Here is a 16,515-nt window from a genome sequence, read left to right as displayed (position 1 = left end):
CTTCCACAGCCTTCTTGCACGCCCTCATGCGCATCGCCCTCTGCCTGACCGACACCAAATCCGCCCCATGGATCGAGGGCCTGCACGCCGCCTTGCCCGATGCCGAGATCGTCGACTGGACGCCCGGCAGCCCGCAGGCCGACTACGCGGTGGTGTGGGCACCGCCGCAGCAGATGGTGGACGAGCAGCCGGGCCTGAAGGCCATGTTCAACATCGGCGCGGGTGTGGACGCGATCACGAAGCTCAGCCTGCCACCCCACCTGAAGATCGTGCGGCTGGACGATGCCGGCATGTCGGTGCAGATGGCCGAGTACGTGTGCCATGCGCTGATCCGTCACTTCCGCGAGTTCGACGTCTACGAGGCCGAGGCGCGGCAGGGCCGCTGGGTCTACCGCAAGCCGCTGGCTCGCGCCGACTTTCCCGTCGGCATCATGGGCCTGGGTGTGCTGGGCGAACGCGTGGCGCGCGCGGTGCAGCAGTTCGAGTTTCCGGTGCTGGGCTGGAGCCGCACGCCCAAGTCCATCGAGGGCGTGCGCACCTTCGCGGGCGAGGCGCGCCTGGGCGACTTTCTGGTCAATACGCGGGTGCTGGTCAACCTGCTGCCGCTGACCGATGCCACCCGCGGCATCCTCAACCGCACCACGCTGTCGGCGCTCAAGCCCGGCGGCTACCTGATCCACATCGCGCGCGGCGGCCATCTGGTGGAAGAGGACCTGATCCCGCTGCTCGACAGCGGCAAGCTGGCTGGTGCCACGCTGGACGTGTTCCAGCAGGAGCCGCTGCCCGCCGACCATGCCTTCTGGCGGCATCCGAAGATCACCGTCACGCCGCACGGTTCGGCGCGCACGCTGCGCAGCGAGTCCATCGCACAGATCGCCGGCAAGATCCGCGCGCTGCAGGCCGGCCAGCCCATCGCGGGCGTGGTCGATCCGCAGCGCGGCTACTGAGCACTGGCGCGCGCGGGCCGCAGCCGGCCTGCGGCGGCGCGTGCTCAGCGCACCGTCAGGCTCACCGGCTTGGCGACGATCACATAGCTGTAGGTGCCGTCGCCCATCTTGTGGCGGTAGCCGGGCAGCACGACGGCGGTGCCGGCCGCGGTGAAGCGCAGGTCGCCTTCCGCGCTCTGCACGAAGGGCGCCGTGCCGTCGATCACGGCCATCACGTTGCTCTGCGCGGCGATGCTGCCGCCTACCTGCGTGGTCAGCGTCACGGGCAGGGCCACCGGCGTGTTCAGCCCCACGGTGGCCGTGGCGGCCGTGCCGATCTCCACCGGGAAGTCCTTCGCCCAGAAGGCGTAGTCGGTGGTGATGCCGTGCGTGCCATAGCTGTAGAAGCGATGGAACGCCGCCTGGTCGTTGATGGTCCAGGGCCAGAAGGTGATGCCGCGGTGCTTGCCGGCTTCCATCGTCGCCTGGCTCAGCCCGCCGTAGGCCGGGTTGTAGGTGGACGAATAGGGCTGCACGGCCGCCAGGATGTTGCGCACCGCCACCTGCGGATCGCTGGCGTCGGCATTGCTGTTGAGGAAGCCCGTCGAGAGTTCGGGCAGCGTCTGGCCCGCACGGTTGAGCTGGTCGCCCAGGAAGGAGATGGCCACCGCCTGATCGCGCGTGCCGGCCGCGTCCAGCTCGTTCTTGAGTTGTGCCACCAGGCCGGTGTTGCTGCTCTTGAGCTCGATGAAGTGCGTGATCGGCTGGCCCTTGAAGGCGCTGAAATATTCCTGCAGCGTCGGCACCTCGCGGTTGCCCACCTTCGTGCGCAGCTGCTTGACCTGTGCCAGCGTCATCGACTCGATGCGGCCGGTGCCGTTGGTGGTCCGGTCCACCGTGTCGTCATGCATGATGACCAGGTGCTTGTCGCTGGTGAGGTAGATGTCGTTCTCCACCACGTCGGCACCGGCCGCCACGGCGGCCTGCGCGCTGGCCAGCGTGTTCTCGTCGCCCGTGCCCTGCGGCATGCCGCGATGGCCGATCACCAGGGGCTTGCGCAGCAGCGTGTTGGCGGGCAGCTTGCGCATCACGCGGGCAAAGACGGCGCCGTCGCTGGCGAGCACGCCGTTCACGCCGGTGGTCAGCACCTGGGCGGCCTCGGTGGGTGTGCCGGCGCTGCTGGCGGCCCAGGCCGTGATCAGCAGGCGCTGCAGTTGGGCCACGGTGGCGCGCTGCGTCATCGCGGGCGGCAGCACGGCGATCTTGGCGCGGGCCTTGTTGGTGGCGCTCACCACCTGCATCACGCTCTGGGTGCTGGCGTCGAGCAGGCCGGAACCCGAGAAGTCCACCGCCGCGCGCACCATCGGCATCAGCGTGCGTGCGCGGGCGAGCAGGCTCACCTGGTCGGACAGCAGGGTCACGTCGCTCAGGTCGTTCTCCTGCGCGTAGCGGGCCAGCGCGTCCACCGTGGCGTCGTCGGCCACGCGCAGCACCGGGGCCGTGGCACGGTTGCGGTCGGCCAGGTACTGGGCCAGGCTGCCCAGGCTTTCGCCGCTGGCGCTGCGCAGGCTCAGCGTGCCGTCGATGCGGAACAGCGCATGGCTGGCGCCGGTGGCGGCCAGGTTGGTGCTGGCGGCCATCGGCTGCACGAGGGTCGGCGCCATGGCCGCTGCCGTGCCCGTGTCCTGCAGCGCGGCAGGCGTGGCGATCTCGGGCAGCGGCTTGAGCTGCTCGCTCACCTTGATGCTGTCCACCCGCATCAGCAGGCCGGCCGTCTGCAGTCCGATGCCGCCCTTGGCGGGCGCGACGGCGTCCAGCGTGACGTCGTGCATCAGCACGTTGTCCAGGTACTGACGGGCGCGGTTGCCGTGAACGATCACGGTGGCGGTGTAGGTCTTTGCGCTGTCGATGGCCGAGCCGAAGGCCTTGGTGGACTGCACCGTCCACGCGCCCGCCTTGCGCAGCGCGAACTCGGTGCCGTTGCTGGCGGTGGCGTTCTGGCGGATCGCGAACTGGTGGTAGGGCTCGTAGGCCGGCGTGGCCGTGGCGGCCGAGCTTCGGTACATCACGCTGCCCCAGCGCGCATTGTTGTTGGCGGCCTCGAAGGTGAAGACCACGTCGATGCGGTAGTCGGACATCTCGGCCAGTGCCGCGGGCAGGGCCACGCCCGTCATGGCGAAGCTGTCGGCCCGGCCGTCGATGTAGAGGCTGCCGTCGCGCACGCTCACCGTGCCCTTGTTGGCCGCCGGCCGTGCCCAGCTGGCGGGCAGGTCGCTCAGCCCGGTGAAGCTTTCCTCCAGCAGCACCTTGGCGGTGGGTTCGGGTTCCGGGGCGGGACTGGGCGCAGGGGCCGTGCCGGGCGCGGGCGCTGGGGATGTGCCCGGTACCGGGCTGGGCGCTGGCGCAGGAGCGGGCGACGGGGCGGGTGCGGTGCCCGTGCCGAGGCCCGTTCCGGGCACGAAGGTGGCGCCGCCACCTCCACCCCCGCCGCAGGCGGCCAAGGCCAGGCTCATGGCGATCGCGGCTGCGATGCGTGTCTGTTGCATGAAGAAACTCCGACTCTGTTTTTTAATGGAGGCCGCAATCTAGGCAGCCCCCGTGACGTCGGTATGTCGTGCGCGATCCGCGCGTCGCGCGCGGGACCTGGATGCGTGCACTTGCACGCGCTCCCTCTGCCTCTCGCTTTTCTTTTTTCGGAGACCCCATGAACCTTCCTTCCCGCGTCCGCATCGTCGACGTCGGCCCGCGCGACGGGCTTCAGAACGAAAAGCAGCCCGTGCCTGCCGAGGTCAAGGTCGAGCTGGTGCACCGTCTGCAGGCCGCCGGCCTGGCAGAGATCGAGGTCACCAGCTTCGTCAGTCCCAAGTGGGTGCCGCAGATGGCCGACAACGCGCAGGTGATGCACGGCATCCGTCGCCAGCCGGGCGTGCGCTATTCGGTGCTCACGCCCAACATGAAGGGACTGGAAGCCGCCCTCGCCGCGCCCCGCGAGGAATGGCCCGACGAGATCGTCGTCTTCGGCGCCGCCAGCGAGGCCTTCAGCCAGAAGAACATCAACTGCTCCATCGCCGAGAGCATCGAACGCTTCGCGCCGGTGGTGGCGGCCGCCAAGGCCCAGGGCATCGCGGTGCGCGGCGCCATGAGCTGCACCGTGGGCTGCCCCTACGAAGGCGACATCGCCCCCGGGAAGGTGGGCTACCTGGCAGGGCTGATGAAGGGCATCGGCGTCGCGCGCGTGGACGTGGCCGACACCATTGGCGTGGGCACGCCGCGCAAGGTGCAGGCGGCGCTGGAGGCCACGCTGGCGCACTTTGCCGTCGATGCCGTGTCGGGCCACTTCCACGACACCTACGGCCAGGCTCTCTCCAACACGCTGGCGGCGCTGGAGCTGGGCGTGTGGAACCACCAGTCCTCCATCGCCGGCCTGGGCGGCTGCCCCTATGCCAAGGGCGCGACGGGCAATGTGGCGACGGAGGACGTGGTCTACATGCTCCACGGCATGGGCATCGACACCGGCATCGACCTCGATGCGCTGATCGACGCCGGCGTGTTCATCAGCCAGGCCCTGGGCCGCGAGCCGAATTCGCGCGTCTCCAAGGCTGTGCGCACCAAGCGGGCAGGCTGATGGCGCTCGGCGACGACCTGCCCGCGCTGCCGGCCATCCGTCTCGGGCGTTACCGGCACTACAAGGGCCTGGAGTACGAGGTGCTTGGCGTCGTGCGCCACAGCGAGACACTGGCGCCGATGGTGCTCTACAAGCCGCTCTACGACGACCGCGGCCTGTGGGTGCGGCCCTTCGGCATGTTCGAGGAAAGCATCGTGCATGAGGGGCACGCGCAGCCGCGCTTCGCCTTCATCGGCTGAGGCCTTGCGCCCGCGCCGACAATCGCTGCCATCTATGTGCGGTTCCGAACTCCATTCCCTTCCCGACGGCGTGCAGCGCGTGGCGCGCCACCTTCTCGATGCCGGTCATCCGCATGCGCCGCGCATGCTCGATGACGCCTGCCGCACGGCGCAGGAGGCGGCCGATGTGCTCGGCGTGGCCGTGGGCCAGATCGCCAAGAGCATCATCTTCCGCCGCAAGGCCGACGACGTGGCGGTGCTGGTCGTCACCTCGGGCGACCGGCGCGTGGACGAGAAGAAGGTCGACGCCCTGGTGGGCAAGACCGGCCGAGCCGACGCCGACTTCGTCAAGTCGCGCACGGGCTTCTCCATCGGCGGCGTCTCGCCGGTCGGCCATGTGACGAAGCCGGTGGTGCTGATCGATGCGGAGCTGTTCCGCTTCGAGACCGTGTGGGCGGCAGCCGGCCATCCGCATGCGGTGTTTCCGCTGCGTCCGCAGGACCTGCCGGCCCTCACCGGCGGCGCGCCGGTGGCGGACGTGGTGCAGGCGGTGGCGGCATGAGCGGGCCGGGCCGCTCCCAAGCGCGAGTCCCGGAGCGCCTTGCGCGGAGGGTAGTCCAGTGAGTGCGCCCGACGTCGACACGGCACGCAGCCCGCTGGCCGCCCGCGCCGCGCTGATGCGCGAGGCCGTGCGGCAGGGCCTGGAGCCGGTGCCCTCGCCCTGCGTCAATGTCTGCCGCATGTCCGCGGCCACCGGTCTGTGCGAAGGATGCTTCCGCACCATCGAGGAGATCCGGCACTGGAGCCGCACGCCCGATGCGGGCCGCCTGGCCGTGTGGGACCAGGTGCTTGCCCGCAGCGCCATCGCACCCGCGCCGCAGCCCGGCTGAGCGCGCTGGGCACCAGGACGAACAACAAGGAGACCTCTGCCATGAAGCACATCGACTTCTACCTGGACTTCATCTCGCCCTATGCCTACCTGGCCTTCGAGCACCTGCCCGATGCCCTGGCTGGCCTGAGCTACAGCGTGGCCTACAAGCCGGTGCTGCTGGGCGCCATCGTGCGCCACCACGGGCACAAGGCACCGGCCGAGGTCCTGAGCAAGCGGCAGTGGACCTACCGGCACATCCTGTGGCTGGGCCATTCGCTGGGCGTACCCATCGACATGCCGGCCACCCATCCCTACAACCCGCTGCCGCACCTGCGCCTGGCGGTGGCCGCCTCGCGCGGCGGCGAGATCAGCCGGCACCAGGCCGAGCAGCTGTTCCGCGAGGTGTGGCGCGGCGGGCAGGACGCCAGCGATCCGGCGCGCTTCGATGCGCTCAAGGCCCGCCTTCAGCCTGCGCGCGACGTGGCCGATGCCGCGGTGAAGGCCGAGCTCAAGGCCAACACTGACGCCGCCATTGCACAGGGCGCCTTCGGCGTGCCGGCGTTCGTCGTCGATGGCCGGCTGTTCTGGGGCTTCGACAGCCTGCCCATGCTGCGCGCCTACCTGCAGGGCGACGCGTGGTTCGCCGGTCCGCAGTGGGCTGGTGCGGACCAGCGGCCCTCCGCGCTGGTGGGCGGCTGAGTGGCGTTTCCGGGGTAGCCGCCACGCTCGGAACCTCAAAAAGCCCCCGGCGGAAAGCCAGGGGCCATTGGACTACTTGCCACTGCAGGTGCCGGGTGTCGCCATTCCTAGTTTTGCGACGGCTTCCTTGCCTTTGGCTTCCGGAATCAGTTCGAGATCGGCGCCGCCGACGAAGACGCCCATCTTGATGTACTGGCGGACAAAATAATTCTTTCCCGCCTCCGAATAGAGTTTCAGCGTATTGGGCGAAAACTCGGACTCGGTGGAAATGACGTGTTCCTTGTTGCCCTGGACCTCGGTGAAAAAGAAGACGTCGGGTGCCGTCGTCCCCACGCAATTGCCGTCGACGCGCACCTCTTTCTTGAGCGCCCTGCCTATCCCGCTGTCCCGGTAGATGTACAGGCCGGCCTGCCCCTGTGAGGGAGCGACGAACTGCTTCGCGCGGTCGGCGGATTCCTGGCTTTCCATCTTGACGGATGCACAGCCTGTAAAAAGCAATGAAGCAAGAACGAGAAAGGAAATTTTTTTCATGATTTTTGAATGTAGGAATTTGTTAAACGCTGGCCTCCTCTTGAACCGTGCCAGCGAAACATATGGTAAGGGCGGGTTTTGGTGTCGCCGGCTCGCCCAAAAGGCTCAGTGTTTTCCCTTGTCGTCACGTGCCACCGACTTTTTTTCTTCATCCGAAATGGCTGAACCGGGTTTCCCCTGAAGTTGTCAGAAACGGTTCAGTTTCGCGAAAGGAACCGGTCAGTCGCTCCTCAAAGAATCCGCCCACGGTCCCGATCCGGCGGCCGATTCAACAATCAGGAGACAGACACATGGCAGCCACACTGGATTCCCGCGGGGTGCACGCGGCACCCCGGCCGATGTCGCAGGAGGAGAAGAAGGTCATCTTCGCCTCGTCCCTCGGCACCGTGTTCGAGTGGTACGACTTCTACCTGTACGGCTCGCTCGCCGCGATCATCGCCAAGCAGTTCTTCAGCGGCCTGGATGCGGGCGCGGCCTTCATCTTCGCGCTGCTGGCCTTCGCGGCCGGCTTCCTGGTGCGGCCCTTCGGCGCCATCGTGTTCGGCCGCCTGGGCGACATGATCGGCCGCAAATACACCTTCCTCGTCACCATCCTGATCATGGGCCTGTCGACCTTCATCGTCGGCCTGCTGCCCAGCTACGCCACCATCGGCGTCGCGGCGCCGGTGATCCTGATCGCGCTGCGCATGCTGCAGGGCCTGGCCCTGGGCGGCGAGTACGGCGGCGCGGCCACGTATGTGGCCGAGCATGCGCCGCACGGCAAGCGCGGTGCCTACACGGCCTGGATTCAGACCACGGCCACGCTGGGCCTGTTCCTGTCGCTGCTCATCATCCTGGGCGTGCGCACGGCGGTCGGCGAAGAAGCCTTCCAGACCTGGGCCTGGCGCATTCCCTTCCTGGTGTCCATCCTGCTGCTGGGCATCTCGGTGTGGATCCGCCTGTCGCTGAACGAGTCGCCCGCCTTCCAGAAGATGAAGGCCGAGGGCAAGACCTCGAAGGCGCCGCTGGCCGAGTCCTTCGGCCAGTGGAAGAACCTGAAGATCGTGATCCTGGCGCTGGTCGGCCTGACGGCCGGCCAGGCGGTGGTCTGGTACACGGGCCAGTTCTATGCGCTGTTCTTCCTGACGGCGCAGCTGAAGGTGGATGCCACCACGGCCAACCTGATGATCGCGGCGGCCCTGCTGATCGGCACGCCCTTCTTCATCGTGTTCGGCTCGCTGTCCGACCGCATCGGCCGCAAGCCCATCATCATGGCCGGCTGCCTGCTGGCGGTGGTGACGTACTTTCCGGTCTTCAAGATGCTGACCGAAGCCGCCAACCCCGACCTGGCCCGCGCCCAGGCGAGCTCGGCCGTCACCGTCACGGCCGATCCGGCGACCTGCTCCTTCCAGGGCAACCCCGTGGCGCGCGAGATCGACTTCAGGAGCTCCTGCGACATCGCCAAGCGCTACCTGGTGCAGAACTCGGTGAGCTACGAGAACGTGGCTGCGCCCGCCGGCTCGCCCGCGGTGGTGAAGATCGGCGACAAGACCATCACGGCACCGGCCGGCAACGTGGTCAATTCCAAGTTCGATGAAGACTCGGCCAAGTCCATCGCCGCCTTCAAGAAGGAAGTGGGCGACGACCTGAAGTCGGCCGGCTACCCTGCCAAGGCCGACCCGGCCAAGATGAACAAGATCATGATGGTGGTGCTGCTGACCTACCTGGTGATCCTGGTGACCATGGTCTACGGCCCCATCGCCGCCATGCTGGTGGAGCTGTTCCCGACGCGCATCCGCTACACGTCCATGAGCCTGCCGTACCACATCGGCAACGGCTGGTTCGGCGGCCTGCTGCCCACCACGGCCTTCGCCATCGTGGCCTCGACGGGCAACATGTACAACGGCCTGTGGTACCCGATCGTCATCGCCGGCATGACGCTGGTGATCGGCACGCTGTTCATTCGTGAGACGAAGGACGTGGATATCTACGCTGGGGATTAAGGGCCACACCCCCCATGCCGCTTACGCGGCTCCCCCCTCTCTTGCGCCTTCGGCTTGGAGGGGGGCGCACCCCCCGGCCCGGCAAAGCCGGTTCCGCGGGTGCACTGGCGTGGCCTGCTTCGCGGCTTCCGTTTCTCGTTCACCCTTTCTAGGAGACCCTTTTCATGTGGAAGATCGCCATCGGCTTCGTCGTGTTTGCCGCCCTCTCGCTGTTCGTCATCCTGCAGGCCGGCGACAAGGTCGACATGAGTGGCGAGAAGCACGGCGGGGATGTGCAGCACGAGCCTGCAAAGTAAGCGCAGAAGCGACGCAGCTTGGCCCTTTGGCAGGCACCCACGACTAGGCCCGGCGTTGCCGGGCCTTTTTCATGGCTAGGGGGCGCGCTGCATGCTGTGCCGGATGACCTCCGGCCCACCCATCTCGGCAGGGGCCGCAGCGGATGGAAGCGGATATTTCCGAGAGGCCCATGGCCGGCACAACTGGCATCGTAGGGGCTCCCCAGGCAGCCAGCCGACCTCGGCGAGGTGGTGGTCGGTGTGCCGCTTTTGTTGGAAGTCGAACACTGTAAACGCACAGTCAAATGGGGGAATCTGACGGTGCGTCAGCGGCCTACAGTGAGGCAAGCGTGTCGATCTAGGGCGCAATGTTTCTGCCTAGGCGGCGCTAGCTGTCTCCTGAGAACATGTTAGGCATTCATCGTCCGAGTCTTCGTCAATATCATTTAATAGGAGCAACCAATGTACCCGCAAAAATTCAAAGCCTCTGTTCAGTATGATGACTGGAAAGGAACTTCCGCCGCAGACTCAGCGGATAAAGGTGACGCAAAGGATTGGCTTAAAAGCAAAGGCCTCATCAAAGACGATGAGTTCTTGCTAGGTATTACGTTGTCCGCAGGCGAGAGTCACGGGACGCACAGAGACCCAGTACATGTCGAGTTTTTGCTTGCGACACCGAGCGATCACGATAACGTTCAAGAGAAGATAAATTCGGCCAACGGGCCGGTCGATGTGCGATGCGTCAAATTAGAAATGGCATTGCTAGAATTTTTTGGTCTTTTTAAGCGCTTTAGCATTTATCTATCCGCTCACGGCATGCTTGACGGCTATGGGTATCAATGTATTGACTACTAAGTACGTCAAAATAGGTGCAATCTGCCAATAATTCCCTCCGCGTGCGGCTCCGGTTACCCCTCACGTCAAACGTGAGCCGTCACACAAACCTCAGGAGCGACATGATTAGCAAGTCAAATGCTCAGCCTATTAAGACCGAAGGTCAACCGGATCGCCTAGTTCAAATCCTTAAGGTGGTTGTCTGGCCGGCAGCGTTGCTCTTGATTCTCTTGGTCTTCAAGGGAACAAGTGTCCCCAAAGACATTGAACTGAACGAGAAGGGCATAAAGATCAGCTTCTATCTGCTGCAGGCCGTGGAAAGTGGCGGCCCCGATGGGAAACCGCCAGAGGCACCGCCGAATACAAAGGCCATTCAGGACGTCGCTCGGAAGGCCAGTGCGATCTCGTTGGACAAAGCAAAGGTTCTCTGGGTGGATGACAACCCGCAGAATCAGGAGTACGAGCGCAATGCCTTGTCGGCGCTTGGAGTCACATTTGTCCAAGCTCGCAGTACATCCGAAGCCCTTCCCTTGCTTCAAAGCCAGCAGTTTGCCCTTGTAATCACTGACTTCAAACGGGTAGATGACGAGCGCGCTGGGTACACACTTCTAAAGCGGGTTCAGAGTCTAAAGAACCCGCCACCACTCATCATATACAGCGGTTCTGCGTCTCCCGAGTTTGCGGCAGAGGCAAAGAGGCTTGGCGCATTCGCCGAGACGAACCAACCGCAGCAATTGTTCAGCCTTGCCGTCGAGGCAATCGTGAGGCCACGATGAAGGTGCCCGCTAACTCCTTAGTCGAGGGGACGTTTTGCGCCGACGCGCAAGTCGCCTCTTACTGCGAACGTTATGCGTCTCAATTCTCCTAATCATACAAGATGTCAATATGCCAATTTCAACCGAGCAGCGACTCAACTTGTACCGGTTAGCAAGAGACCATTGGCTAGAGGCTCATGGAACGCTCTCCGCCTATGAGCGTGACTATCGTAGGAACAGGTTAATTAACGAGTGGATGAGACGCGGCACTCTCGCTTCGGCAGTCGCCACCGCACTTACAACAGCAACTCCTTGGCCTCCCCTTACGGTTATTGCCGGCATTCTTACTGCGACGCTATCCGCAATCGAACAAGCCTATGCGCCTGGAAAATCATCGCAGGCATTCTGGGAATGCCGAACTCAACTTGAAGGCATAAAAAAGGACATCGTGACCTGCGTGATAGCGATGGAAAACGCAACAGATTTGACATCCGGGATGGAGCCTTTTGGCCAAATTTCCAAGCGCCTAACCGAGGGGACGAAAGTGCCGTTCGAGGTCCTCGCTTCAGATCGAGACTCGGCCGAACGCGCATTTAATGGCTCTGTCTTGGCAGGAATAATTGGTCGCTACGAACTTGAGCCCGAAGGCGACGGAGACGCCCCTACGATTCTTGGGTTTGATGCCCCCGACATCGTGGCCGTATCTCGAAAGCCTAGCCACTCCCCCTGAGGAAAATCATGACGCTTACCGTAACTCGACAGGTCATCAAAAACCCAGCGGGAAAGATTAAGTTCTGGAAGCCCAGCGGGAACGGGCGTGAGCATTTTCACGTAGGCATTTGGATTGAAGGCACTAAGAGTGAATTGGACTCTATTGAGCACGTAGAGTACACCCTGCACCCATCTTTCAAACGACCGATACGATCCTCGTCGAATCGTGCCAACAAGTTCTCGATCACCATTTGGACCTGGGGGATGTTCATGATCGATGTCGCAATTCACCTGCGGGACGGATCGATTCACCGTATTCAGTACTATCTAACCTACGACCTGCCAGAAGATGATGGAGGCAATTATGTGGCAGTCGACGAATAACCTTAAGTTCGAGCGGATCTGCGCTATAAGCCGCGCAGTCCGCTCAACCCTACGTTAGTCCTTAATGGACGCGCTCCCCATCTTTCTGCGCCAAGTCCGCAGCCGCTCCAAAAAGCATCAACGTGCTATGGCAGTTCTTGAGCGAGAGAGGCTCTCGGGCCAAATGGTCGCCGTTCTCCGCCAAGAACTGGATTCGATGGTCGGGATCATTTATCTGCTGACGCAGAGTGCTGAACGCCGAGGTTTACTTGTTGAGGCATCAGTTCGTGGCGACAAGTGGTCACAACCAAATCTAAGCGCTTCCGTGACCGACAGAGAAATGGTCGGTCTGGCGCAGAATCTTCAAGGGTGGGCACGCTCGGTTTACAAATTTGGTTGCGCGTTCATTCATCTGTCTGTCCTCCACGATTACAACGGCCGCGACCCGTTGGAGCAACTTCCCGCTCAAGAGCGCGAAGATATGCTGGATCACTGTCGTAACTACCATGGAGGCCCGAGCGGAGACAATGCAAATTTCTCAGACCTTGTCAGTTATCTTCCACCCGTCCTCGAAAAGATCACGGTAAATCTTGAGTGCTATCTCGAAGATCTTGAGAAAGAGAATTTGCATAATGCAGCCCAAGTCTAAATTTTCAGTCGAGCGGCCCTGCGCGTAAAGCCGCACAGGCCGCTCACTTCCACGTTAGACATCACATGGGAGGATTGTCCGCACGCAAACTCAAACCCGATCCATTGATTTTTCTTCATCATTGAAACCAAGGAACACACCATGTTAAAACTCTTAATAGCAAACAGACTGCGCCTATTGTTTACCTCCTTTTGTACTCTTGTTTGCTGGCTGCGCAACGCAACTAGCACCGGCATACGACAAAGCTGTTGCTGATGGGCTAACTTCCGGCAATACGGAAGTGATGACTTTGCTAGCGGCAGTAACGCCTGCCACAACGAATGCGACATTTCAGCAGCGAGAGGAAAAATATAACACAGTTATTGGAAAATTTGAGGCTTTGTCTGTTCAGGCTGGCGCCCGCCCGATGCCGAAAAACAAGGCTTCGGATCTGGTCAATAAAGTATTGCAAAGCCGTGGTACATCTGTGCTTGCAGATGACGACCAAGTGCCTCCAAGTGTGCATGCAATTAAAAAAATCGCGGAGACGGTCACAAAAATGCGTGATACGGACAAAAAACAAGGAGTCACAGCAACTGAGGCCAAGATTTTTAAGGGGCAAATTTTGATCTACCTTGATCAAGCATTGACATACGAGAATTTTCTTCAACGTTAATATTTAAGGAGAAAGCAAATGGCACTTGATGTAGGACAACTCGCTAACGACATGCACACGGCCGCAAGTAAAGTACTCAATACTGATGTTTCCTCACTTCGCGGGTTCTCTGATCGCCAACTCAAAGCTATTGCCCAGCAAGCAGAGTTGGTTGCAACCGGCATTGCGACAGGGCAAATCACTTCAGAAACACATGAGTTCTTCTTGGACGGACTCGAAGACATGGCACTGAGTTTTGCTAAGACTCTTCGCGGACTGGTAATGGTAACGATTGAGAAAGTCTGGAACGCAATAGTTGACGTCCTGTGGACCGCCATATCAAAGGCTACAGGGCTAACACTCGTCGCGCCAGTAATTCACAACTGAGCCCGAGTACATTGACCCAGTGAAAACCTGCTTGAAAGGAAGACGCGGTGAGTACGTTGATGGAAGAAGGAGATGAAGCGCTGGACGGCCAAGCGCAAGACGGCGTCGGTGCTGTATATCATCCAGGGCAAGAAGAGCGTGTAGGAGGCAAGCCGTGCCTACCACCTGCAGCCCTCGGAGATCGAGGGCTGGGTAGAGGATGGCCGCAAGGGCATGGAAAATGCTATGAAGGCGAACCCGCGGGACGTGCGTGAGCAGTATGGGCGCCAGCTCAAGGACCTGCAGGAGGCCTATGGCGAGGCGATGCTCGAGTTGCGTGCCCGAAAAAATTGCAGTCCCTGCTGGGCGAGGACGAGAAGTGATCGAGACGATCCGCCAGGGGCTGCAGGCCGAAGGCATCGCCGTCTTGATCAGCAAGCTGTGCCGGTGGCTCGGCGTGCCGCGCCGCAGCGTGTATTACAAGCCGGTGAAGGCCGAACCGAAGCTGCAGGAACATTTGGTCGCGCCGGCCACAAGGCCATGATCGAGGAGAACCCCTCGTTCGGCTACCGCACGGTGGCGCACCTGCTCGGATTCACCAAGAACACCGCGCAGCGCATCTTCCAGCTCAGGGGCTGGCAGGTGCGCAAGCGACTGGTAGGCTTTCGTCCAAGGATCCAATCATTGCCTTCGGTGGCAAATGCGCCGAACGAACGCTGTTCGACCGACATGTGCCGGGTGTGGGCGGGCCGGGATGGCTGGACGACGATGGCGCTGGTGCCCGACTGCCACAGCCGAGCTGCTGGGCTCGCACCTGTCGCGCAGTGGTAGACAAGCGCCCGTACTCTCATCATCTCGATGCCGTCGATGCGATAGCTGAGCCGTATGGTGAGGAAGTTATTGAAGTGCGGCAGGCCGCACTTTGCCCCTTACCTCGAACGTTAGCCGTCTTATGCTCTCCCTCCCTTCTGACCTCACTATTGACCTCACCTCGCTACTGGCTGGTGTTTCTCTTACAGCCATCGGAGGTTGGATTGCATCCTTCGTCGCGCTGCGAAAAGATGAACGCGCCGTTCAGCTTGAACAAGTCACAAAGGAACGAACGAAGTGGCGAGACAACATGCGGAAATTGTGCGAAGATATTGCCACCACTTATGTTGAAAACAAGGCTAGTCCAATTCCTGCAAAGGTGGCTTCGTTAAGGGCGCGCCTCGAAACGTCGATCAACCCCAAGGATAAAGGCCACGATGGAGCAATCCTGGCCCACTATGACAGTCTATTTTCCGGCGAGTCCGATGATCTGAAAGTGTTCGCTCACCGCATTGCGCTCCTTCTCAAGCACGACTGGGAGAGAGTTAAATGGGAATGCACTCCGCTCTACATAAAGCCATTCAAGCGCTTCTCCAAGAAGCAGCGTGCGTGGCGCCGAGAGAACTATCGTGAAATCGACGGCTAACCTCTCGGTCGCCACGGAACTCGCGCAAAAAAAAGCGCGCGAAGCCGATTATCTCAAACGTTGAGAGTCACTTGGAGATGTCCGCTGTGTTTGATAACAAGGCGCAAGAACAGCTCGGCTACTACGTATATGCACTCTTTGATCCGAGAAATCCGCAGTGGCCGTTCTACATCGGGAAGGGCTGCGGAAACCGAGTCTTCTCGCATGCTCTGGGCAATGAAGTAGTTCAATTTGAAGATGAACCTTTGAGCGCAAAGCTACAACTCATAGCCGAGATCAAAAACGACGGCCTCTTTGTAGGAAGTAGAATAATTCGCTTCGGCCTCTCCGAAGATGAGGCCTTCAAGATTGAGGCTTCACTTATCGATCTCGTAAACCTCATCCAGCCTGATATCCTAAAAAATGAAGTATCCGGTCACGGCGTTGCTGAGGGCATATACGACGCCGCTGATTTGGCCCTTTCGCTTTGCGCCAAGGAATTACAACCAGATCGCCCCATGCTCGTAATCAAAATCGAACGGCAATGGGCCGGTCTTGTTTCGAAGCATGGTTCAGGCACAAAGGTTCCTAGGGAAGAAATTTACGAAGCTACTAAAGGGGAGTGGAAACTCAATATTTCTCGTGCTCAACGTGCAGAATGCGTTCTTGCTGTCGCTCGCGGGCTTGTACGAGCGGTTTTTGTTCCAAGCGGATGGACAGACAGTGGGCACGAGAGCCGAAAAAAGATGACAGGTGAAAATCAGCACAGCCAAGTCTCAGGCTATGTAGGCCAGTCTGTAGCCCACCTGTTTGTCCGTGGTAGTCAAAACCCGCTTCGGTATCTACAGTGCTGACGCCCGGCAATTTTGTCGAGAGGGACCGCCCACAAGCTGCGTGTGTGGATTCCCTGCGCGGCTTCGCCGCTGCGGCGGGCCCTCGCGTCAAATGTTAGGCCTCACATGGCGGAGTTGATATTGTTCGATGTTCCGAATTTGCTCTCGGCCGGCATGTTCCTCGCCGCCCTGTTAGCTGCGGTTTACGCCGAACGGTCTGCGAACGAAGCTCGGCGGCAGGCAAAAGCCGCCGAGAGTGCTGTCAGAGAAGCTCAGGCGCAATCCGTTCTTGCCAAGGCTGCTCTGGCAGAAGCCAAGTCGCAGAACAAAATTGCCGTGCACACTCACCAACTTGAGGCATACAAGGCGCTATTGCAGTTCAAATCCCGCGTTGTTGGCGGCGGTATTCACTTCAAGGATGATGCTGTCTGGGCACTGTGGAAGCACGCGCAATTGGCCGAGTTCTACTTCCCTGCCGGTATCGCCAACTCAATGACCGCCGTGGTAGATCGGGCACTGGAAATTCAAGCGTCAAGATCACTTTGGAGCGAGGGTGCGGAAGTTGTTCCTGGCCAGCGTCAGGGACTTGTGACCAAGTCGTACGATCAGTTTAAAGGCCTTGTTGCGCTCATGGACCACCTCGTGATCGACATGCGCGGCGAGCTTCGGATTTTTCGCGATGAGGGGCTGAGTAAACTTTAAAGTGCAACGCTACAACGAAAATCCAGTGCCCAGCTGGGCGGTCAGGCGGACAACCAACACTGGCAATGGCTTCGCCATTTTCATGGCCAATGTTGGTGCCCTCCAC

22 protein-coding genes and 1 pseudogene are annotated in these 16,515 nt (G+C 61.4%); 21 read left to right on the top strand and 2 right to left on the bottom strand.

The features are described 5' to 3' along the window. The first annotated feature begins 26 nt into the window (after positions 1-26). Positions 27-947 carry a glyoxylate/hydroxypyruvate reductase A gene (locus KBC94_RS21790; RefSeq protein WP_294375056.1) on the top strand — a complete coding sequence of 307 codons (921 nt, stop codon included), beginning with the start codon at positions 27-29 and terminating at the stop codon, positions 945-947. Between the two features lie 44 nt (positions 948-991). On the opposite strand, the gene KBC94_RS21785 is transcribed toward KBC94_RS21790, so the two are convergent. Next, on the bottom strand, positions 992-3,472 hold the full coding sequence (locus KBC94_RS21785) for a glycerophosphodiester phosphodiesterase family protein (protein WP_294375054.1): 2,481 nt from the start codon (positions 3,470-3,472) through the stop codon (positions 992-994). Positions 3,473-3,630: 158 nt separating this feature from the next. Here KBC94_RS21785 and KBC94_RS21780 point away from each other — a divergent pair, with 158 nt between their 5' ends. The 5 genes from KBC94_RS21780 to KBC94_RS21760 all read left to right on the top strand — a co-directional run bounded on the left by KBC94_RS21780 (position 3,631) and on the right by KBC94_RS21760 (position 6,339). Next, positions 3,631-4,551, top strand: a complete 921-nt coding sequence (locus KBC94_RS21780; RefSeq protein ID WP_294375052.1) for a hydroxymethylglutaryl-CoA lyase — start codon at positions 3,631-3,633, stop codon at positions 4,549-4,551. Continuing rightward, complete coding sequence (locus tag KBC94_RS21775) at positions 4,551-4,790, top strand: DUF1653 domain-containing protein (protein WP_017758995.1); 240 nt, start codon at positions 4,551-4,553, stop codon at positions 4,788-4,790. Before KBC94_RS21780 ends, KBC94_RS21775 begins: the two co-directional genes overlap by 1 nt. A 34-nt stretch (positions 4,791-4,824) precedes the next feature. Continuing rightward, positions 4,825-5,331: a YbaK/EbsC family protein gene (locus KBC94_RS21770; RefSeq protein WP_234197754.1), complete on the top strand. Its 507-nt coding sequence runs from the start codon at positions 4,825-4,827 to the stop codon at positions 5,329-5,331. Positions 5,332-5,446: 115 nt separating this feature from the next. Beyond that, on the top strand, positions 5,447-5,659 hold the full coding sequence (locus KBC94_RS21765) for a DUF1289 domain-containing protein (RefSeq protein ID WP_294375342.1): 213 nt from the start codon (positions 5,447-5,449) through the stop codon (positions 5,657-5,659). A 41-nt stretch (positions 5,660-5,700) separates the two neighbouring features. Next, the gene (locus tag KBC94_RS21760; protein WP_294375039.1) at positions 5,701-6,339 is read left to right on the top strand and encodes a 2-hydroxychromene-2-carboxylate isomerase; all 639 of its coding nucleotides are present in this window, start codon (positions 5,701-5,703) and stop codon (positions 6,337-6,339) included. 72 nt (positions 6,340-6,411) lie between these two features. Here KBC94_RS21760 and KBC94_RS21755 read toward each other — a convergent pair whose 3' ends face one another. After that, a complete protein-coding gene (locus KBC94_RS21755) occupies positions 6,412-6,870 on the bottom strand; it encodes a DUF2846 domain-containing protein (protein WP_294375037.1) in 459 nt (152 codons plus the stop codon). A gap of 290 nt (positions 6,871-7,160) precedes the next feature. On the opposite strand from KBC94_RS21755, the gene KBC94_RS21750 reads away from it, so the two are divergent. From KBC94_RS21750 to KBC94_RS21685, 15 genes and pseudogenes are all read left to right on the top strand, one after another. Continuing rightward, positions 7,161-8,852, top strand: a complete 1,692-nt coding sequence (locus KBC94_RS21750; RefSeq protein ID WP_294375034.1) for an MFS transporter — start codon at positions 7,161-7,163, stop codon at positions 8,850-8,852. Between the two features lie 164 nt (positions 8,853-9,016). After that, positions 9,017-9,148 carry a hypothetical protein gene (locus KBC94_RS21745; protein WP_017758989.1) on the top strand — a complete coding sequence of 44 codons (132 nt, stop codon included), beginning with the start codon at positions 9,017-9,019 and terminating at the stop codon, positions 9,146-9,148. A 441-nt stretch (positions 9,149-9,589) separates the two neighbouring features. Beyond that, complete coding sequence (locus KBC94_RS21740) at positions 9,590-9,982, top strand: hypothetical protein (RefSeq protein WP_294375022.1); 393 nt, start codon at positions 9,590-9,592, stop codon at positions 9,980-9,982. A 101-nt stretch (positions 9,983-10,083) separates the two neighbouring features. Further along, positions 10,084-10,737, top strand: coding sequence for a response regulator (locus tag KBC94_RS21735; protein WP_294375017.1), 654 nt, complete (start codon positions 10,084-10,086; stop codon positions 10,735-10,737). 235 nt (positions 10,738-10,972) lie between these two features. After that, on the top strand, positions 10,973-11,446 hold the full coding sequence (locus KBC94_RS21730) for a hypothetical protein (protein WP_294375016.1): 474 nt from the start codon (positions 10,973-10,975) through the stop codon (positions 11,444-11,446). 8 nt (positions 11,447-11,454) lie between these two features. Beyond that, on the top strand, positions 11,455-11,811 hold the full coding sequence (locus KBC94_RS21725) for a pYEATS domain-containing protein (protein ID WP_294375014.1): 357 nt from the start codon (positions 11,455-11,457) through the stop codon (positions 11,809-11,811). A gap of 64 nt (positions 11,812-11,875) precedes the next feature. Beyond that, positions 11,876-12,439, top strand: a complete 564-nt coding sequence (locus KBC94_RS21720; RefSeq protein ID WP_294375012.1) for a hypothetical protein — start codon at positions 11,876-11,878, stop codon at positions 12,437-12,439. 283 nt (positions 12,440-12,722) lie between these two features. Then, positions 12,723-13,094: a hypothetical protein gene (locus KBC94_RS21715; protein ID WP_294375009.1), complete on the top strand. Its 372-nt coding sequence runs from the start codon at positions 12,723-12,725 to the stop codon at positions 13,092-13,094. A gap of 18 nt (positions 13,095-13,112) precedes the next feature. After that, complete coding sequence (locus KBC94_RS21710; protein ID WP_294375006.1) at positions 13,113-13,460, top strand: hypothetical protein; 348 nt, start codon at positions 13,113-13,115, stop codon at positions 13,458-13,460. A gap of 72 nt (positions 13,461-13,532) precedes the next feature. Continuing rightward, positions 13,533-13,822, top strand: a pseudogene (locus KBC94_RS28890) (DUF1153 domain-containing protein). Further along, the gene (locus KBC94_RS21705) at positions 13,819-13,983 is read left to right on the top strand and encodes a hypothetical protein (RefSeq protein WP_294375003.1); all 165 of its coding nucleotides are present in this window, start codon (positions 13,819-13,821) and stop codon (positions 13,981-13,983) included. Before KBC94_RS28890 ends, KBC94_RS21705 begins: the two are co-directional and overlap by 4 nt. Beyond that, a complete protein-coding gene (locus KBC94_RS21700; protein WP_294375001.1) occupies positions 13,980-14,270 on the top strand; it encodes a hypothetical protein in 291 nt (96 codons plus the stop codon). Before KBC94_RS21705 ends, KBC94_RS21700 begins: the two co-directional genes overlap by 4 nt. A gap of 121 nt (positions 14,271-14,391) precedes the next feature. Next, complete coding sequence (locus KBC94_RS21695; protein WP_294374999.1) at positions 14,392-14,895, top strand: hypothetical protein; 504 nt, start codon at positions 14,392-14,394, stop codon at positions 14,893-14,895. Positions 14,896-14,966: 71 nt separating this feature from the next. Continuing rightward, positions 14,967-15,728: a hypothetical protein gene (locus KBC94_RS21690; RefSeq protein WP_294374997.1), complete on the top strand. Its 762-nt coding sequence runs from the start codon at positions 14,967-14,969 to the stop codon at positions 15,726-15,728. A gap of 105 nt (positions 15,729-15,833) precedes the next feature. Further along, positions 15,834-16,409, top strand: a complete 576-nt coding sequence (locus tag KBC94_RS21685; protein ID WP_294374995.1) for a hypothetical protein — start codon at positions 15,834-15,836, stop codon at positions 16,407-16,409. Positions 16,410-16,515: the final 106 nt, after the last annotated feature.

The sequence above is a fragment of the Pseudacidovorax sp. genome, assembly GCF_017991995.1.
Lineage (GTDB): Bacteria > Pseudomonadota > Gammaproteobacteria > Burkholderiales > Burkholderiaceae_C > Xenophilus.
This window is presented reverse-complemented; position numbering and strand designations above follow the sequence as displayed.